Annotated in this window: 13 protein-coding genes; 8 read left to right on the top strand and 5 right to left on the bottom strand. The window is 71.1% G+C overall.

Going from position 1 to position 19,297, the window contains the following annotated elements; translation table 11 throughout:
* The first annotated feature begins 89 nt into the window (after positions 1 to 89).
* Together ITJ69_RS09350 and ITJ69_RS09355 are read left to right on the top strand one after the other, a co-directional pair.
* The gene (locus ITJ69_RS09350) at positions 90 to 1,484 is read left to right on the top strand and encodes a hemolysin family protein (RefSeq protein WP_194672611.1); all 1,395 of its coding nucleotides are present in this window, start codon (positions 90 to 92) and stop codon (positions 1,482 to 1,484) included.
* The gene (locus tag ITJ69_RS09355) at positions 1,481 to 2,518 is read left to right on the top strand and encodes a hemolysin family protein (protein ID WP_123294216.1); all 1,038 of its coding nucleotides are present in this window, start codon (positions 1,481 to 1,483) and stop codon (positions 2,516 to 2,518) included. The genes ITJ69_RS09350 and ITJ69_RS09355 overlap by 4 nt, the downstream gene beginning before the upstream one ends.
* A gap of 152 nt (positions 2,519 to 2,670) precedes the next feature.
* Here ITJ69_RS09355 and ITJ69_RS09360 read toward each other — a convergent pair whose 3' ends face one another.
* Positions 2,671 to 4,110 carry a GuaB1 family IMP dehydrogenase-related protein gene (locus tag ITJ69_RS09360; RefSeq protein ID WP_194672612.1) on the bottom strand — a complete coding sequence of 480 codons (1,440 nt, stop codon included), beginning with the start codon at positions 4,108 to 4,110 and terminating at the stop codon, positions 2,671 to 2,673.
* 166 nt (positions 4,111 to 4,276) lie between these two features.
* Between ITJ69_RS09360 and ITJ69_RS09365 the strand changes: the two genes are divergently transcribed.
* Complete coding sequence (locus ITJ69_RS09365; RefSeq protein ID WP_194672613.1) at positions 4,277 to 8,014, top strand: multifunctional oxoglutarate decarboxylase/oxoglutarate dehydrogenase thiamine pyrophosphate-binding subunit/dihydrolipoyllysine-residue succinyltransferase subunit; 3,738 nt, start codon at positions 4,277 to 4,279, stop codon at positions 8,012 to 8,014.
* 33 nt (positions 8,015 to 8,047) lie between these two features.
* On the opposite strand, the gene ITJ69_RS09370 is transcribed toward ITJ69_RS09365, so the two are convergent.
* The 3 genes from ITJ69_RS09370 to ITJ69_RS09380 are packed head-to-tail and all read right to left on the bottom strand — an operon-like array spanning position 8,048 to position 9,546.
* Positions 8,048 to 8,488 carry a GNAT family N-acetyltransferase gene (locus tag ITJ69_RS09370; RefSeq protein ID WP_111086422.1) on the bottom strand — a complete coding sequence of 147 codons (441 nt, stop codon included), beginning with the start codon at positions 8,486 to 8,488 and terminating at the stop codon, positions 8,048 to 8,050.
* A 51-nt stretch (positions 8,489 to 8,539) separates the two neighbouring features.
* A complete protein-coding gene (locus ITJ69_RS09375) occupies positions 8,540 to 8,782 on the bottom strand; it encodes a zf-HC2 domain-containing protein (RefSeq protein WP_111086426.1) in 243 nt (80 codons plus the stop codon).
* Entirely contained in the window at positions 8,779 to 9,546 is a 768-nt protein-coding gene (locus ITJ69_RS09380) for a sigma-70 family RNA polymerase sigma factor (RefSeq protein WP_131879772.1), read from the bottom strand. Before ITJ69_RS09380 ends, ITJ69_RS09375 begins: the two co-directional genes overlap by 4 nt.
* Positions 9,547 to 9,657: 111 nt before the next feature.
* On the opposite strand from ITJ69_RS09380, the gene aroA reads away from it, so the two are divergent.
* The 4 genes from aroA (at position 9,658) to hisN (ending at position 14,503) form a co-directional block, all read left to right on the top strand.
* Positions 9,658 to 11,037 carry a 3-phosphoshikimate 1-carboxyvinyltransferase gene (gene aroA / locus ITJ69_RS09385; protein ID WP_194672614.1) on the top strand — a complete coding sequence of 460 codons (1,380 nt, stop codon included), beginning with the start codon at positions 9,658 to 9,660 and terminating at the stop codon, positions 11,035 to 11,037.
* A gap of 3 nt (positions 11,038 to 11,040) precedes the next feature.
* Positions 11,041 to 12,108 (top strand): ribosome small subunit-dependent GTPase A, encoded by a 1,068-nt coding sequence (gene rsgA / locus ITJ69_RS09390; RefSeq protein WP_194672615.1) that lies wholly within the window; start codon positions 11,041 to 11,043, stop codon positions 12,106 to 12,108.
* A gap of 421 nt (positions 12,109 to 12,529) precedes the next feature.
* A complete protein-coding gene (locus tag ITJ69_RS09395; protein WP_194672616.1) occupies positions 12,530 to 13,702 on the top strand; it encodes a hypothetical protein in 1,173 nt (390 codons plus the stop codon).
* A gap of 18 nt (positions 13,703 to 13,720) precedes the next feature.
* Positions 13,721 to 14,503, top strand: a complete 783-nt coding sequence (gene hisN, locus ITJ69_RS09400) for a histidinol-phosphatase (protein ID WP_123294773.1) — start codon at positions 13,721 to 13,723, stop codon at positions 14,501 to 14,503.
* A gap of 59 nt (positions 14,504 to 14,562) precedes the next feature.
* Here hisN and ITJ69_RS09405 read toward each other — a convergent pair whose 3' ends face one another.
* On the bottom strand, positions 14,563 to 16,053 hold the full coding sequence (locus tag ITJ69_RS09405; RefSeq protein WP_194672617.1) for an MFS transporter: 1,491 nt from the start codon (positions 16,051 to 16,053) through the stop codon (positions 14,563 to 14,565).
* Between the two features lie 487 nt (positions 16,054 to 16,540).
* Between ITJ69_RS09405 and ITJ69_RS09410 the strand changes: the two genes are divergently transcribed.
* Positions 16,541 to 19,237 carry a helix-turn-helix transcriptional regulator gene (locus tag ITJ69_RS09410; RefSeq protein ID WP_123671640.1) on the top strand — a complete coding sequence of 899 codons (2,697 nt, stop codon included), beginning with the start codon at positions 16,541 to 16,543 and terminating at the stop codon, positions 19,235 to 19,237.
* The last annotated feature ends 60 nt before the right edge of the window (positions 19,238 to 19,297 follow it).

The raw sequence follows: 19,297 nt of genomic DNA on the forward strand, positions 1-19,297 counted from the left end.
GACGATCCCCCGAATAGTTCTTCGCCTCACTCATCCGCCGCTCACTCGGTGAGCTGCACGTCATCCCCGTGCGCGGACGGGGGTGAATCATGAGTCCGATCGACATCGTCATGCTCGTCGGCGGCATCCTGCTGACACTTGGCACCGGCGTCTTCGTCGCGTCCGAGTTCGCGCTGGTCAACCTCGACCGCGCCGACGTCGAAGCGCGTCGCGACCGCGGTGAGCCGGGCCTGGCACCCGTCATCGGGGCGTTGAAGGTCACCTCGACGCACCTGTCGAGTGCGCAGCTCGGCATCACGCTGACCACGCTGCTCACCGGCTACCTGCTCGAGCCGTCCATCGCGAAGCTGCTCGAAGCGCCGTTCCTGGCGATGAACCTGCCCGAGGGCATCGTCGAGACCGTCGGATCGATCATCGCGCTCGTCATCGCGACCCTGCTGTCGATGATCCTCGGCGAGCTCGTGCCGAAGAACTTCGCGCTCGCACTGCCGCTGCAGACCGCGAAGCTCGTCGTGCCGTTGCAGATCGCCTTCACGACCGTGTTCAAGCCGGCGGTCGCGGTGCTCAACGGCACCGCGAACGCCGTGCTGCGGTCGATCGGCATCGAGCCGCAAGAGGAACTCTCCGGTGCTCGCAGCGCCGAAGAGCTCACCTCGCTGCTCCGCCGTTCGGCGTCCGAGGGGTCGCTCGAGCAGGACACCGCGACGCTGCTCCAGCGGACGATCTCGTTCTCGGAGCTCAGCGCCAGCGACGTGATGACGCCGCGCCCGCGGCTCTCCACCATCCGGGTGTCCGAGTCCGCGCAGGACGTCATCGCCCTCGCACGCAAGACCGGCTTCAGCCGCTTCCCCGTCATCGAGGAGGACGCGGACGACGTCGTCGGCATCGTGCACGTCAAGCAGGCCGTCGCCGTCCCCCGCGAGAAGCGCCCGGAGGTCCCTGTCGGAGCACTCATGACCGACGCCGAACGCGTGCCCGAGACGATGCCGGGCGACACCCTGCTCGCCGAGGTCCGCGGCCGCGGCTACCAGATGGTCATCGTGGTCGACGAGTACGGCGGCACCGCCGGGGTCGTCACGCTCGAGGACCTCATCGAGGAGATCGTCGGCGAGGTCTCCGACGAGCACGACCGCGCGCGCATCGACGTGGTCCGCTCCCGCGACTGGCTGACCTTCCCCGGTCTCCTGCGTCCCGACGAGCTCGAGGACCGCGCCGGCGTGAAGGTGCCGGAGGACGGCCCCTACGAGACCGTCGGCGGCTTCCTCATGTCGACGCTCGGCCGCCTGCCGGTCGTCGGTGACGAGGTCCCGCTCGACAGCGGTGTCTTCCGGGTCGAACGCCTGGACGGCCGCCGGATCGACCGCATCCGCTGGACCCCGACGCCCCCGCCGACGGACACCGCGGCGACCGCCATCATCATCCCCGCCACGAAGACCACCACCAAGACCGCGAAGCGGTCGGAGACGAAGGAGACCACCCGATGAGCTCCGACTGGTGGGGCATCTTCTGGCTCTTCGTGCTGCTGCTCGGCAACGCGTACTTCGTCGCCGCCGAGTTCGCCGTCATCTCCGCCCGCCGCTCCCAGATCGAACCGCGCGCAGAAGAAGGCTCGAAGGCTGCGCAGATGACCCTGTGGGCCATGGAGCACGCCACCCGCATGCTCGCGACCACGCAGCTCGGCATCACGGTCTGCTCGCTGCTCATCCTGAACGTCTCCGAGCCGGCGATCCACCACCTGCTCGAGGTCCCGCTGCACCTGACGGGCTGGAGCGTCGAGGTCATCGGCACCGTGGCGTTCGTGGTCACGCTGCTGCTCGTCTCGTTCCTGCACGTGGTGTTCGGCGAGATGGTCCCGAAGAACATCTCGTTCTCGATGCCGGACCGGGCAGCACTGCTGCTCGTGCCGACGCTCTGGTACATCGGCCACGGCCTGCACTGGGTCATCGTCGGCCTGAACGAGGTCGCGAACGCCGTGCTGCGCCTGTTCCGCGTCGAGCCCAAGGACGAAGCCGTCAGCGCCTTCACGGTGGAAGAGGTGCAGACGATCGTGGAGCAGTCCCGCCGCGAGGGCACCCTGACCGACGACGGCAAGCTCGCCCTGGCGTTCGAGTTCACCGAGAAGAAGGTCCGCGACGTCGCCGTGCCGATGGCCGAGCTCGTCACCCTGCCCGAGGACGCCACCCCGGCGGACGTCGAGCGTGCGGTGGCGCAGCGCGGGTTCTCGCGGTACGTGCTCGTCGGCGAGGATGGCTCCCCCACGGGCTACGTGCACGTGAAGGACGTCATCGACCTGCGGCCGGACGAGTTCGACGACCCGGTGCCGCCGAAGCGCATCCGCCAGCTCATCTCGCTCTACACGGAGATGGACCTGGAGGACGCCCTGGCCACCATGCGCGCCGCGGGCCGCCACGTCGCGCGGGCGTTCGACGCCGACGGCCGGACGCTCGGCGTGCTCTTCCTCGAGGACATCCTCGAGGAGCTCGTCGGCGAGGTCGAGGACGCGACCCGACGCCGGTAGCCGCACCGCAAGTCCCGCCAAAGCGACAGATTCCCGCGAACGTTCCGCAGGGATCTGTCGCTTTCGCGATGGCGGACGGGAGGCACGTGGCGGTCTCGCCACGGGCCTCCCGTCCGTTCGTGGTCGCGACCAGGGCCGCGCCCGCCGGCGCGCTACCAGCTGACGGGGAGCGGCTTGCCCTCTTCGTAGCCGGCGGCGGACTGGATGCCGACCAGGGCACGCTCGGAGAACTCGGCCAGCGACGCGGCGCCCGCGTAGGTGGCGGAGCTCCGGACGCCCGTGGTGATCATGTCGAGCAGGTCCTCGACGCTCGGGCGCTCCGGGTCGAGGTAGATCGTCGACGACGAGATCCCCTCGGCGAAGAGCTCCTTGCGGGCCCGCTCGTACGGGTCGAGCCGCTCGAAGCGCTCGCGGACGGCCTTCGCGGACGCCATCCCCCAGCTCTCCTTGTAGGCCTTGCCGGCGGCGTCGCGACGGAGCATGCCCGGCGCTTCGAGGGTGCCGGCGAACCACGAGCCGATCATCACGGCCGAGGCGCCGGCCGCCAGTGCGAGGGCGACGTCGCGCGGGTAGCGCACCCCGCCGTCGGCCCAGACGTGCGCGCCGAGGGACCGGGCGGCGGCGGCGGTCTCGAGGACGGCGGAGAACTGCGGCCGACCGACGGCGGTCATCATGCGCGTGGTGCACATGGCGCCGGGTCCGACACCGACCTTGATGATGTCCGCGCCCGCGTCGACGAGGTGGGCGACGGCGTCGGCGGTGACGACGTTGCCGGCGACGAGCGGGATGCCGAGCCGGAGCCCCGCGACGGTGCGGAGCGCGCGGAGCATGCTCTCCTGGTGGCCGTGCGCCGTGTCGAGCACGAGCACGTCGACCCCGGCGGCGGCGAGGGCCTGCGCCTTGGCGGCGACGTCGCCGTTGATGCCGATCGCGGCCGCGACGCGCAGGCGACCAGAGACGTCGACGGCCGGCGTGTAGATGTCCGAGCGGATGGCGCTGGTCCGGCTCGTGGTGCCGACGACCTTGCCGTGCCGCACGACGGGTGCGAAGTCGACCTCGGCGCCGCTCAGGACGTCGTAGACGTGGCGGGGCGTGCCGGCGTCCTCGGCGTCGATCGCGGTCGAGGCGCCGTGCAGCAGGTCGCCGAGCGTCGCGTCGGGACCGGCGTCGCCGAGCCGGCTGGCGGGGACGCACCCGAGGTACTCCCCGGCGGCGTCGCGGACCACCACGCCCCGACCGGCGACGGGCAGCAGCTGCTCGAGCGCCTCGGCGACGGTGGTGGACGAGCCCATGTCGTAGGCGGTGTCGTAGTCGACCGGCTGGTCCTTCACCCAGCGGATCGCGGCGTCGAGGTCCTGCAGGTGCATGTCCTGCGGCAGGACGCCGAGGCCCCCGCGCCGGGCCAGGGTCGCGGCGAGGCGCGGACCCGTGACCGAGTTCATGTTGGCGCTCACGATCGGGATCGTCGCACCGCTGCCGTCGTTCGACGCGAGGTCGACGTCGAAGCGGCTCGTCACGCCGGATCGGCTCGGGACGAGGAAGACGTCGGAGTAGGTCAGGTCGTGTGTCGGCCGCGTCTCGTAGAACCTCATGGGCCCCACTGTACGGCTCCGCCCGGAGGCCGGACCGGGCCCCGACTCGCGCCGCGGCTGACACCGAACGGACATGTGCGAGCGGCTAGGCTTGGCACCTGTGCGGGGCAGGGTTGCACCGCACGACACACACGAGCATCTATCGACGGAGAGTGGGCGATCGGCTGTGTCGAGCCATCTGACCGGAACGGACGAGACCGCGGGCGAATTCGGGGCGAACGAGTGGCTCGTCGACGAGCTCTACGAGCAGTTCGTCGCGGACAAGGAGTCGGTCGACAAGTCCTGGTGGCCGGTCCTCGAGAGCTACCACCGCACGCAGGTCGGCGGCGCTCCGGCAGCTGACCAGCAGTCCTCGACGCCCGCGCAGTCGACCACGCAGCAGCCCGCGACCGGCGACGCGCCGGCCCCGCAGCAGCAGGCAGCGCAGGGTGGTCCGATCCAGGCGAAGACCACGTCGCGCCAGCCGACCCCGCCGCCGATCCCGGCCGAGGCCAACGACGCCGCCGACGACCACGAGGAGACCCACGAGGACGTGGCGACCCCGCTCCGGGGCATGGCGAAGACCCTGGCGTCGAACATGGACGCCTCGCTGACCGTCCCGACGGCAACGAGTGTCCGGACGATCCCGGCGAAGCTGATGATCGACAACCGGATCGTCATCAACAACCACCTGCGCCGTGCCCGCGGCGGCAAGATCTCCTTCACCCACCTCATCGGGTGGGCGATGGTGCAGGCACTCAAGGACTTCCCGAGCCAGAACGTGTTCTACGAGGAGCGCGACGGCAAGCCGTTCGTCGTCGCCCCGGCGCACGTGGGCCTCGGCATCGCGATCGACGTCCCGAAGAAGGACGGCACCCGGTCGCTCCTCGTGCCGAGCATCAAGCGTGCGGAGACCCTGACCTTCGGCCAGTTCCTGTCGGCCTACGAGGACCTGGTCAAGCGGGCCCGCGACAACAAGCTGACGCCGGCCGACTTCCAGGGCACCACGATCTCGCTCACGAACCCGGGCGGCATCGGCACCGTGCACTCGGTCCCCCGCCTGACCAAGGGGCAGGGCTCGATCATCGGCGCCGGCGCCCTCGAGTACCCGGCGCAGTTCCAGGGCTCGGCGTCGAAGACCCTCGTCGAGCTCGGCATCGGCAAGACCATCACCCTGACGAGCACCTACGACCACCGGGTGATCCAGGGCGCCGGTTCCGGCGAGTACCTCAAGCACGTGCACGAGCGCCTCATCGGCGAGCACGGCTTCTACGACGGCATCTTCGCGGCGCTCCGGATCCCGTACAAGCCGATCCAGTGGGCGAACGACATCAACGTCGACCTGGCGCACCGCGTCAACAAGACCGCCCGCGTGCAGGAGCTCATCAACAGCTACCGCGTCCGCGGGCACCTGATGGCCGACATCGACCCGCTCGAGTACCGCCAGCGCACGCACCCCGACCTCGAGATCGAGAGCCACGGGCTGACGTTCTGGGACCTCGACCGCGAGTTCGTCACCGGCGGGCTGGCCGGCACGACGAGTGCTCCGCTGCGCGACGTCCTCGGGATCCTGCGCGACGCCTACTGCCGCACCGTCGGCATCGAGTACATGCACATCCAGGACCCGGAGCAGCGCCGCTGGGTGCAGGAACGCATCGAGGTCCCGTACTCGAAGCCGTCGAAGGACGAGCAGCTCCGCGTCCTCGGCAAGCTCAACGAGGCCGAGGCCTTCGAGACCTTCCTGCAGACCAAGTACGTCGGGCAGAAGCGCTTCTCGCTCGAGGGCGGCGAGTCCACCATCGCCTTCCTCGACACGCTCATCCAGCACGCCGCCGGTGTCGGCCTGGCCGAGGTCGCGATCGGCATGGCCCACCGCGGTCGCCTGAACGTCCTGACGAACATCGCCGGCAAGACCTACGGCCAGATCTTCCGTGAGTTCGAGGGCTCGTCCCTGCCGGGCTCGGTGTCCGGTCAGGGCTCCGGCGACGTCAAGTACCACGTCGGCACCGAGGGGCTGTTCCGCACGTCGGACGGCTCGAGCATCCCCGTGACGATCGCGGCGAACCCGTCCCACCTCGAGGCCGTCGACGGCGTGCTCGAGGGCATCGTCCGCGCCAAGCAGGACAAGCAGGGCCCCGGTTCGACGAACGTCCTGCCGGTGCTCGTGCACGGCGACGCGGCGATGGCCGGCCAGGGCGTGGTCGTCGAGACGCTGCAGATGTCGCAGCTCCGTGGCTACCGCACGGGCGGCACCGTGCACCTGGTCATCAACAACCAGGTCGGGTTCACCACCCCGCCCGAGTCGGCGCGCAGCTCGGTGTACTCCACCGACGTCGCGAAGACGATCCAGGCACCGATCTTCCACGTGAACGGCGACGACCCCGAGGCCGTCGCACGCGTCGCCGACCTGGCGTTCGCGTACCGCGAGGCGTTCCACCGTGACGTCGTCATCGACCTCATCTGCTACCGCCGCCGCGGGCACAACGAGGGCGACGACCCCTCGATGACCCAGCCGCTCATGTACAACCTGATCGAGGCGAAGCGGTCCGTCCGCACGCTGTACACCGAGGCCCTCGTCGGTCGCGGTGACATCACGCAGGAAGAGTACGACGAGGCGCACCGCGACTTCCAGGACCGCCTGGAGCGTGCCTTCGCCGAGACACACGAGGCGCAGACCGGCACCGTCCCGGTGATCCAGGTCGACGACGACGGTGCCGTGCAGGGGCTCGAACGCCCGGCGGCGCAGCAGGACGACTCCGAGGTCGAGGTCCGCGAGACCGCAGTGTCCGAAGAGCTCGTCCGCTCCATCGGTGACGCGCACAGCAACCCGCCCGCCGGCTTCTCGATCCACCCGAAGCTGCAGCAGTTGCTGTCGAAGCGCACGGACATGACGCGCAACGGCGGTGTGGACTGGGCGATGGCCGAGCTCATGGCGATCGGTTCGCTGCTGGTGGAGGGCAAGCCCGTCCGGTTCGCCGGCCAGGATGCCCGCCGCGGCACCTTCGTCCAGCGCCAGGCGGTGTTCCACGACCGGTCGAACGGCCAGGAGTGGCTGCCGCTGTCGAACCTCACCGAGGACCAGGCCCGGTTCACCATCTACGACTCGCTGCTCAGCGAGTACGCGGCGATGGCGTTCGAGTACGGCTACTCGGTCGAGCGGCCCGAGGCACTCGTGCTGTGGGAGGCGCAGTTCGGCGACTTCGCGAACGGCGCCCAGACCGTCATCGACGAGTTCATCTCGTCCGCCGAGCAGAAGTGGGGGCAACGCTCCGGCCTCGTCCTGCTGCTGCCGCACGGCTACGAGGGCCAGGGACCCGATCACTCGTCCGCCCGCATCGAGCGCTACCTGCAGCTGTGCGCCGAGGACAACATGGTCGTCGCCCGTCCGTCGACCCCGGCGTCGTACTTCCACCTGCTGCGTCGTCAGGCGTGGGAGCGTCCGCAGAAGCCGTTGATCGTGTTCTCCCCGAAGGCCATGCTCCGCCTGCGCCAGGCGACGAGCGCGGTCGAGGCCTTCACGAACGGCACGTTCGAGGAAGTGATCGACGACGAACGCGTGGCTGACGAGGCGGCGGTCCGTCGCGTGGTGCTGCACTCCGGCAAGGTGCACCACGACCTGCGCGCCGAGGTGGACAAGCGCGGGGTCACCGACGTCGCCCTCGTCCGTCTCGAGCAGCTCGCACCGCTCCCCCTCGAGCGCATCCTCGAGGTGCTCGCGGGCTACCCGGACGCCGACGTCGTGTGGGCGCAGGAAGAGCCGGAGAACCAGGGCGCCTGGCCGTTCGTCTGCATGAACCTGTCGCCGCACCTCGACGGTCGGCCGCTGTCGGTCGCCGCCCGTGCCGCGAGCGCCGCGCCGGCCACCGGGTCGTCGAAGCGTTCCGCACAGGAAGCCACCGAGGTCATCGAAAGAGCCCTCGGCTAGGCACTCGGCCCGGACCCCCGACGCGGGTGTGCGCTACGCGATCTTCGTGTAGCGCACACCCGCGTCGTGGTACCCGCGCTTCTGGTAGAACCGGTGCGCGCTGTCCGTGGCAGCCGCGCTGACAGCGCTCAGGCGACGCGCGCCCTGCTCGACGGCCCATGCTTCGAAGGTGCCGATGAGCGCGGAACCGGTGCCGAGCCTCCTGGCCGTGTCGTCGACCACCAGCAGCAGGAGCTGCGCCGTCGGCTCGTCGCTCGCGTACGCCCAGGTGACCTGCGCGCCGGCGACGGCGACCGGCCGTCCGTCGTCCCCGCGCACCACCCAGGTGCGGTGTCCGGCCTCGGGCGTGAGCCGTTCGAGGCGTGCGCGCATCGCGGCGTCGTCGACCTCGTGGCCGAGCAGGCGGACGAGGGCAGCGACGTCGGAGACGTCCGTGTCGGACCAGGTGGTGATCGACTCGACGAGGAGGGTCATGTCCGTGACACTACCGACCCGACCCGTCGTGTGACGACGGAGCGAAGGACCTCAGTGGGTCGACTGCTCCAGCCGGATGCGCGCGAGGATCTCGCCACGCAGTTCTTCCGGAGCGGTCTCCTTGCATGCGCGGCGCACGGTCTCGATCAGGACGACGCCGACGCGGTGTTCGGTCGTGCAGTCCTCGCAGTCGTCCATGTGCTCACGGATGTCCGCCGCGTCCTCGCGGCAGAGCTCCCCGTGCAGGAACTCCTCGAGCTCGGCCTTCGCCTTGGAGCAGTCGCAGCCGCTCATCGTGCTTCCTTCCCATCGACGCGACCCTCGGTCGCGGCAGTCTTCCGGCCTCGTCCGCGCATCGTCGCCGTCGACGCTGCGTCCGGGACGATGCCGGTCTCACGGGCGTGGTCCGCCAGGAGCCCCCGGAGGAGCCGGCGACCACGGTGCAGACGGCTCATGACCGTCCCCACGGGGGTCTTCATGATGTCGGCGATCTCCTGGTACGAGAAGCCCTCGACATCGGCGAAGTACACGGCCATCCGGAAGTCCTCGGGGATGGCCTGCAGGGCGTCCTTGACGGCGGACGACGGCAGGTGGTCGATCGCGTCGGCCTCGGCGGACCGTGCGGAGATCGACTGGGTGACGCTCTCCGCGCCGCCGAGCTGCCAGTCTTCGAGCTCGTCGATGGTGCCCTGGTACGGGTTCCGCTGGTTCTTGCGGTACGTGTTGATGAACGTGTTCGTCAGGATCCGGTACAGCCAGGCCTTCAGGTTGGTGCCCTGCTTGAACTGGCGGAACGCGGCGAACGCCTTGACGAAGGTCTCCTGCACGAGGTCCGACGCATCGGCCGGGTTGCGGGTCATCCGCATCGCCGCACCGTAGAGCTGGTCCATGAAGGGCAGTGCCTGGGTCTCGAAGAGGGCCCGGAGTTCGTCGGCCGACACGGTCTTGGCGTCGACGAAGGACTCGTCGTCCGCTTCTTCCGCCTCGACCGCGTCGAGCTGCTCCTCGGTCGCCTCGACCAGGTCGTGCGGTGCTGCCTGCGGCTCGTCGGTCGTCATCGCGGGCCAGTCTAGAGCGAGCGACGTGGACACGCCGGGTAGGCGCGTCCGCGAGGGTGCGAGTGCTGTCGCCAAGGGTCCTCCCGATCGTTTCAGTAGTCTTGTGAACCGATGGCAGACACGACGCATTCCCACAGCGGTGCACAGGCCGCCGCGGACCCGGCCCCCTGGATCGCCCCGCTCGCGCGCGGTCCCCTGCGTGGCGACGTCGCGCTGCCCGGCTCGAAGTCGCTGACGAACCGCGAGCTCGTGCTCGCCGCCCTTGCCGACGGCCCCTCCGTCATCCGCCTGCCGCTGCACTCGCGCGACTCGGCGCTCATGATCGCGGCGCTCCGGCAGCTCGGCGTCGGGATCGACGAGGTCGAGCCGGCACCGGGCGCGCAGCCGAACCCCTACGGCCCGGACCTGCGGATCACCCCGGCACCGATGCACGGCGACGTCCGCGTCGACTGCGGCCTCGCCGGCACCGTGATGCGGTTCCTGCCGCCGCTGGCCGCCCTGGCGGTCGGCCCGGTCGTCGTCGACGGCGACCCCTACGCCCGCAAGCGTCCGATGCACGCGATCATCGGGGCGCTCGTCGACCTGGGCGTCGACGTCACCGACGACGGCGACGGCTCGATGCCGTTCGCGTTCACCGGCACCGGTTCGGTGCGCGGTGGCGCCCTGTCGATCGACGCGTCGGCGTCGTCGCAGTTCGTGTCGGGCCTGCTGCTCTCCGCGCCGCGCTTCGACGAGGGCCTGCACCTCACCCACGTCGGGGAACACCTGCCGAGCCTGCCGCACATCGAGATGACCGTCGCCGCGCTCCGTGCCCGCGGCGTGACCGTCGACGAACCCGCGGTCGGCGAGTGGGTCGTCCACCCCGGTCCGATCGCCGCGCGCGACGTCACCATCGAGCCCGACCTGTCGAACGCCGCGCCGTTCGCGGTCGCCGCGCTCGTCGCCGGCGGCACCGTCCGCATCCGCACCTGGCCGCGCGAGACCACGCAGGTCGGCGCCGACCTCGAGACGCTCCTGCCCCTGTGGGGCGCGACCGTGGCCCGTGACGGCGACGACCTGGTCGTCGACGGCGGCGTCGGGATCCGGGGTGGGGCCTCCTTGCCGGGTCTCGACCTGGACCTCAGCCGCGGCGGCGAGCTCGCACCGGCGCTCGTCGCGCTGGCCGCGCTGGCCGGCGGGCCGACCGAGATCACCGGGATCGGCCACCTGCGTGGGCACGAGACGGATCGTCTCGCCGCGCTCGCGGCGGACGTGAACCGGTCGGGAGGCGCGGTGCACGAACTCGACGACGGCCTGCGCATCGAGCCTGCCGCGCTCCACGGCGGCGACTGGGCCGCGTACGACGACCACCGGATGGCGACGGCCGGCGCCGTCGTGGGCCTCGTCGTCGACGGCGTCGCCGTCGACGACATCGGGTGCACGGCCAAGACGCTGCCGCAGTTCCCCGAGCTGTGGGCGGCGCTGGTCTCGACCGGGGACGCGGGGGCCTGACGCATGAGCTGGTGGGACGACGTCGACGGTGACGACTCCGACGCGGACGAACCGTACGGACAGTACGACGAGTCGAGCGTGCGGGTGCGTCCGAACCCGAAGGGCAACCGGCCGCGCACGAAGACCCGGCCGACGTACGACGACGCCCCCGTGGGGTGGGTCACGAACGTCGACCGTGGGCGGTTCGGCGTGCTGGTGGGGACGGGGTCCGGCTCCGATCCCGAGCACGTCATCACGGCGACGAAGGCCCGCGAGCTCGGCAAGAAGTCCGTCGTCACCGGCGACCACGTGTCGCTCGTCGGCGACGTCTCGGGTGACCCCGGATCGCTGGCGCGCATCGTGAAGGTCGCCGAGCGCACCACGCTGCTCCGCCGCAGTGCCGACGACTCCGACGAGGTCGAGCGCGTCATCGTGGCGAACGCCGACCAGATGCTCATCGTCGTGGCGGCCGCCGACCCCGAGCCCCGCACCCGGCTCATCGACCGCTACCTGGTCGCCGCGTTCGACGCCGGGCTCGACCCGATCCTCTGCATCACGAAGACGGACCTCGCTGACCCGGCGCCGTTCCTGGCGCACTTCGCCTGCCTCTCCTTGCGGATCGTGACGAGTCGGTCCGACGACGTCCCGTTCGAGGCGCTGCACGACCTGCTCGACGACAAGGTCACGGTGACCGTGGGGCACTCCGGTGTCGGCAAGTCGACCCTCGTGAACGCCCTGACCGGGTCGACGCGCGCTATCGGCGTCGTGAACTCGGTGACCGGGCGCGGGCGGCACACCTCGTCGTCGTCGATCGCGCTGCGGGTCCGTGACGGCGGGTGGATCATCGACACCCCGGGCGTGCGGTCGTTCGGCCTCGGGCACGTCGACCCCGCGAACGTGTTCCGCGCGTTCGCCTCGCACGCGATCCCGGTGCGCCCCGCTCGGGACGGCATCCCCCTGGCGCAGGCACACGACTGGGAGATCGTCGACCGGGTGCAGGACGGCGAGCTCGGCGTCACCGGCGTCGAACGGCTCGACTCGTTCCGCGCGCTCCTGACGGGCATGGGCGCCTCCGACCCCGGCCTCGAGTAACCCGCGGCGCGCCCGCGCCCGCGCCCGTCGGCGTGCGCCGATGGGTCACGAACTGTCGCCTGACGGAGCAGCATTCGACGGTTCGTGGCCGCTCGAGCTCCGACGCACGGCGTGTCGTGACCACTCCGGCGCCCCGTCCCGCTCGCCCGTCCTGTCCAGGCGTGGCCAGTCCCGCCCGTCCCGTCCAGTCGCGGCCCTCCAGTCGCGGCCCGTCCAAGTTCCGAAATCTGCACATCTCGGCGGTGGTTCGGGCCGTTCGTGGAACCTCGGCGAACCGCGTGCGGCATGTCGTGGAACCTCGGCGGAGGGCGCTCGGGCGTGGCACCTCGTCCCACCGCGCCCGGCCCACCCCACCCCACCCCACCCCACCCCACCCAGCACGCGTCGACAAGTGTGCAGCGGTGTTGTACAGTGAACCCTCGTGTCTGAAGTTGCAAAGTACAACTTTGCGCCGACCCCCGCCGTCGACGCCCCGTCCTCGAGCACGACAACGACGTCGCACGCGCACCACTCCCCCACCCACAAGTCCTCCCGAGCACCGCGACCGCAGCGCACCGACAGCGTCCTGCGCCCGGCCGGCCTCGGACGGGTGCTCCTGACCTTCGCCACGCACATCCTCGTGCCGCTGTTCCTCGCCGCCGGCATGGGCCTGGCGTACCTCGGTGCCTTCCACGCCCCCGCGCCGAAGGAACTGCCGGTCGGCATCGTCGGGCAGTCCGCCGCGACCCAGGTGTTCGCCCAGACCGTCACCGACGAGTCCGACGGTGCCCTCGTCGCCCACGTCGTCCCCTCGACCAAGGACGCCGAGCGGCAGATCCGCGACCGCGACCTGGCCGCCGTGTACGCCCCGACCACCACGGGCGCGACGCTCTACGTGTCGACCGCGGCATCGGAGACGACCGCGAGCGCCGCACAGAAGGTCTTCCTGCCGATCGCGTACGAGCAGCACGTGCCGTTCCGGGTCGTCGACGTCGTCCCCACGGGCGAACAGGACAGCACCGGCCAGGGGCTGTTCTTCCTGCTCGTCGCCCTGAGCGTCGGCGGCTACGCATCGGCGATCGCGGTGGCGTCCGTCGCGACGAAGCTCCGCGCGGTGTGGACCGCGGTGGTCGGCCTCGCCACCGCCGGGGTCGTCGCCGGCATCGGCATCATCGTCGCCGGGCCGATCTACGGCGTCATCACCACGCACCACTGGCAGGTGTTCCTGTTCGCCTGGCTGTACGACGCGATCATCGTCGCGATCGGCGTCGGCCTGCACCCGGTCCTCGGGCGGTGGACGACACCCGTGCTCACCATGCTGTTCGTGATGCTCAACTTCACGTCGTCCGGCGGCATCTTCCAGGCGTCGTTCGTGCCCGGGTTCTTCTCCGCACTCCACTCCTTCTGGAGTGGCGCCGCGTGGCTGCAGGCGGCACAGGACCTGCAGTACTTCCCGGACGCCTCGCTCGGCCGGTCGTCCCTGGTGCTCGCGCTCTGGCTCGCCGCAGCCGTCCTGCTGTGCGTGGTCGTGCACGGCCTCGTCGTCCGCCGCACCCGCATCGCCCGCGAGCGTGAGGTCACCCGGCTCGAAGAGGAAGAGGTCGTCGCCGCGTAGCCCCGCTACGCTCGACCCGTGGACCTCAGCGCCGACCTGGACTTCGCCCGCTCGCTCGCCGACATCGCCGACACGATCAGCCTCGAGCGGTTCCGCGCCGCCGACCTGCACGTGTCGAAGAAGGCCGACAGCACGCACGTGACCGACGCCGACCAGGCCGTCGAACACGCCCTGCGCGAGCGGATCGCGACGGAACGACCCGACGACGCGTTCCTCGGCGAGGAGACCACGGCGGACACCGGCGCCGAGGCGACCAGCGAGGGGCACCGTCAGTGGGTCATCGACCCGATCGACGGCACCGCGAACTACCTGCGCGGTGTGCCGGTGTGGGCGACGCTCATCGCCCTGGCGGTCGACGGCCGCCCCGTGCTCGGCGTCGTGAGCGCCCCCGCGCTCGGCAAGCGCTGGTGGGCGGCCGAGGGCCTCGGCGCGCACTCTTTCGACGGCGACCTCCGCGTCTCCGGTGTCGCGGACCTGTCCGACGCGAGCCTGAGCTACAACAGCATCCAGCAGTGGGACGACGACGACCGGCTCGAGTCCCTCGTCGACCTGTCCCGCAAGGTCTGGCGGACGCGCGCCTACGGCGACATGTGGTCGTACATGCTGGTCGCCGAGGGGGTCATCGACATCGCGGGCGAACCCGACCTGAAGCCGTGGGACATCGCGGCCCTCGTGCCCATCGTGGAGGAAGCCGGCGGGCGCTTCAGTTCACTCGACGGCGACCCCGGGGCCTGGCACGGCAGTGCACTCGCGACGAACGGCCTGGTGCACGACGCCGTCGTCGAGGTCATCCGCCGCTAGCACGACCCCGAACGACACTCTCGACGTCGGATGACGTCGCGGGTGTCGGTCCGAGTCGATCAGGCGGCCGCAGCCGCCGCCTCACGCCGGGCAGCACGCCGCCGCACCACCAGGTCCCCGACCGCCAGCACGAGCGCGAGGGCCATCAGCGAGACCGTGAACGTCGTGCCGCTCCGGAACGCGTCGTGGTACGCATCGAGCCGACTCCCGCCGGAGCCCCCGGCAGCAGCACCCCGCACGATCCCGTAGAAGATGCTCGTCGCCACCGCGGTCCCGATCGCGGTCCCGACGCGCTGCCCGAGCTGCTGCATCGACCCGGCGACCCCGGACTGCTCCACGGGGATCTCGGCCAGGGTGAGCGTCTGGTTCGGCGACACCACGAACCCGCCGCCGAGCCCGCCGACCAGGAACGCCCCGGCCATCGCCCACGGCGTGACCTCCGGCGGGGTCAGCACCGCGGCGAGCATGAGGAGCACGAAGCCGACGACGACCATGAAGAGCCCGAAGACCACCAGGGCCCGTCCGACCCGGTCGACGATCCGTCCGCCGATGTAGGACCCCACGGCGCTCGTGGCCGCGAACGGGATGCTCACCATGCCGGCGAACAGCGGTGACAGCCCGAGCCCCTCCTGCAGGAACAGCGTCACCATCAGGAAGGACGCCGGGATCGCCGCGAAGTAGACGGCCACGATCGACAGCCCGTTGCGGTACGACGACAGCCGGAACAGCTCGAAGTGCACCACCGGTGACTTGCCCTGCTGCTTGTACCGGACCTCCCAGAGCACGAACAGGCCGAGGAACACGACGAAGGCGATCAGCCAGAGCCACCGGGCACCGGAGTCGCCGGCACCCGTGGTGAGCACGAACGGCAGCATCAGCGTGATGATGGCGGCGCCGAGCAGCAGGATGCCGACGATGTCCAGCTCGCGGTCCTTCGCCTGTCCCTGCGCCCCCTTGAGCAGCAGCCGCATCGCGAAGAACAGCGCGACGAGCCCGAGCGGCACGTTCATCCAGAACAGCAGCCGCCACCCGTTCTCCTCACCGCCGATCGCGATGAGGCCACCGCCGATCGTCGGGCCGAGCGCCGTCGAGATGCCGATCATGGCGCCGAACAGCCCGAAGGCCCGTCCGCGCTCCGGGCCCCGGAACAACTGCTGCACGAGTCCGATCACCTGCGGCATCTGGGTGCCGGCGGCGAAGCCCTGCAGGATCCGCGTGACCATGAGCACCTCGATGGTCGGCGCCACGGCGCAGAGCAGGCTCGACACGGTGAACGCCACGAGTCCGATGATGAACAGGGCTCGGCGGCTCTTCAGGTCGCCGAGCCGGCCGGCGGGCACGAGGGCGAGGCCGAACGCCAGCGCGTACCCCGCCACGATGAGCTGCAGCGACGAGCTGGTGGCGCCGAGGGACTTCTCGATCGACGGCAGCCCGACGTTGACCTTCGACAGGTCGAGGATCGTCAGGGCGGCCACCGCGACGCACACGGCGAAGGCCCTCCAACGCGTGCGGTCGTCGAGGCGGGCGTCGGTCGGGTGAGCGCTGGACATCACCATCGTTCGTACACCGACCGGCCTCCGGGCGGGCGAGACCCACCCCCCGGGTGGGTGACACCCCCTCATCGTGGCCCCCCGGACTGGGGGCACCGTTGCCGGATACGCGGTGCGCGGGGCGGCTCAGATGGTCAGGACCTGAGTTATCGTGCTCGTACGGAAGGTCACGCAAGCACCTGGATTCCCTAGATCCGAGTGCACGTGCACGGCCTCCCGTGTTCGTCCGAAGACCCTAACCCGAGGGGTGATACAGACGATGACATCATCGTTCCCGAGCGGAACCGAGTGCACCCTCACTCGTCGACCGCATTCAATCCACGACAGCTCCGGCGCGCGCGCAGTCGCCGCCATCCGTCCGCACTCCGACACGGCCACCCACCGTGCAGCAGTCCGGTCCGCCTCACGGCGCCCCGTCGCAGCGCTCGCAGCGTTCGCCGACGACCTCTCCGCAGGATCCGCTTCCGGGCCCGGAGGCCGGTGAGTCATGGCACTCACCGGTCGACGTCTCGAGGTCGACCGGATCGCGACCCTCGCTGTACTCCCTCGGGAGTCCGCGATGGTCGTGGTCGGCGACCCTGGTTCCGGACGCAGCAGCGTCCTCGACGCGGTCTCGAACCGCGTTTCCCTCCCCGTCGTGCGGGTCGGTGTCAACGGGAGTGAATCCCGTTGGCCGCTGGCCGGCGTGACCTCCTTGTTCACCGCGCTCGACGACCCTCGTGCGACGGCCCACATCGCCCATCTCCTGCAGACGGGTGAGACGGCGGTCCCCGTGACCGCCGGACTGGCGGCGGCGCACGACTTCCTCGACGCCGTGCACGCCCTCACCCTGCCGCCGACGCTCGTGCTGATCGACGACCTCGACCGCATGGACGTCGAGAGCCAGGAGCTCATCGCGTTCCTCGCCGGCCGACTCGCAGGCACCGCCCTGCGCGTCGTGGCGACGGTCCGTTCGGTGCCGTCGGACGGTCCGCTCGCGGCCCTGCCGGCGCTCCGCATCGAGCCGCTGCCGTCCGACGAGGCACTCATCCTCGCCCGGACCATGGCACCGGAAGAAGCGAACGACGGCGTCCTCGCCGTCCTCGCCGCGGAGACCGGTGGCAACCCCGGCGCGCTCCGCGAACAACTCGCGGTGCTCAGCCGCGAGCAGCTCACCGGCGCGGAGCCGATCGTGCTCCCGCTCCGACCCACTCCGACGACCGAGGCCCTCGCAGCCCTCGCACTCGGGTCCGCCGCGGGACGAGATCTGGACGTCCTCGCGAAACTCGCCCTGGTGCCGGTCGCGAAGACCACGGCCTGGGACCGCGACGAGTTGGACGACCTGGTCGGAGCAGGCCTCGCCACCGTGCGGGGCCAGAGCGTGACGGTCCGCGACCCCCTGGTCCGGTCCGCGCTGTACTGGCGGATGCCCGCCCGTGACCGCCGCGCGGCGCACGCCGCGCTGGCCACGGCGAGCGCCGAGTCCGACCCGCGGGCAGCCGCGTGGCACCGGAGCTTCGTCGACGACGTCCCCGACGTGGTCGCGTTGCTCAGCGCCGCACGGTCCTACGTGGTGGACGGCAACGTGCACGCCGCGATCGCCCTCACCGAGCGTGCCCTGCACGTCGGTGGTGGCACCGAGGACGAGCTCGTCGCGCTGCTCGGGGTCGCTGAGGCCCTGCTCGGCAACCGGCTGCTCGGCTTCGCCGCGCGTTACCTCGCCGCGCTCCGTCCGTTCCGGACGACGGCGCACGAGGTCCGCCGGCTGCGCCTGCAGTACTCGGCGCAGTACCTCAGTGGCGACGCCGTGCACGCGGACGAACTCCTCGTGTCGGTGGACGCGACCGAGCCGGCCGACGTGGACGCGGTCGCCGGGCTGATGGCCATGGTGGCGTGCTTCCGTGCCGAGGCGTGGGAGCTCGACCAGGCGAAGGACCTGCTGCACCGCGTCGAGCCCCTCGAGGCGTCGGCGTCTCCGCACACGTTGGAGATCACGACGACCGCGCGGGAGCTCATCGCCGCGATCGACGGCACCCTGCCCTCGGACACCGACCTGCACGACGGACTCGCGACGTCGGTGCTGCTGGCGATGTCCGACCCGGCCCTGCTGCTCCTCGCCCACGCGCTGAGCATCGCCGAGCGGTACCGGAGCGCGCGTCGGGTGTTCGCACTCGTCCTCGCCCGTGGCCCGCAGACGGCGCCGGTGTGGACCGAGGCAGCCCGCTACCTGACCGCCGAGAACGAGGTGCGCTCCGGGAACTTCCGGCAGGCGCTCCGTGCGATCGACGTCTGGGAGGCCGGTTCCTCGGTGGTCGAACGGCTCCGTGAGCCGTCGCGGGCCATCGCGATCGCCTGGCGGCACTTCGCCGAGGGGCGCTCCGCCGATGCCCTGGCGGTCGTGGACCGGTGCCTCGAGCACCGTTCGACGAGCCGCCTGTGGGGCGCGACGGCGAAGCTGCACGCGCTCCGCGGTCGGGTCCTGCTGCTCGATGGCCGACTGGAGGAGGCAGCCGCCGCACTCGAAGCGGCGGACGCCATCGGCCGGTCCCTGCGGAACCCCGCGGTGCTCCGGCACCTCGGCGACCTGGTCGAGGCGTACGCACGCCTCGGACGGATCGACGACGCCCGCACCATCACCGCGCGGCTCGCTGCGGACCACCACGCCCGACCGGGTCGCTGGGGTGCGCTCGTGCTGGCGAGGAGCCTCGCGCTCGTCGCCGACGACACCACCCGGGACACCGCCCGTCGCCGCGCGTTGGAGCTGTTCCAGCCGCACGACTCGCAGTTCGAGCGGGCACGGACGTTCGCGGCCCTCGCGACGGTCGGCAACCCCGCCGAGCGTCCGCGTCTCGGTGCGGCAGCAGCAGCGGCGTACGAGGCGGCCGGCATGCGCCGTCCCCTCGTCACCCCTGCACCGGCAGCGGCCATGCCGCCGTTCGGCACGGGTCCGTCGCTCCGGTCCGCACCGGTGCTGTCCGCGTCGATGCCGGGGACGCCCCGGAGCGCTCCGGACGCCTCCGCGGTGCTCACCTCGCTCACGGCCGAGGAGCGCGCCGTGGTGCAGAAGGTGACGGAGGGCTACCGCAACCGCGAGATCGCGTCGTCGCTGTTCATGTCGCAGCGCACGGTGGAGCTGCGGCTCACGCAGATCTACCGCAAGGTGGGCGCGCGGTCGCGCTCCCACCTGGTCGCGCTGCTCACGTAGTCGACGCGAGCACAAGGCGGACGGGAGGCCCGGTACCAGCTGGTACCGGGCCTCCCGTCC

The sequence above is a fragment of the Curtobacterium sp. VKM Ac-2887 genome (assembly GCF_015350935.1).
In the GTDB taxonomy this organism is placed as follows: domain Bacteria; phylum Actinomycetota; class Actinomycetes; order Actinomycetales; family Microbacteriaceae; genus Curtobacterium.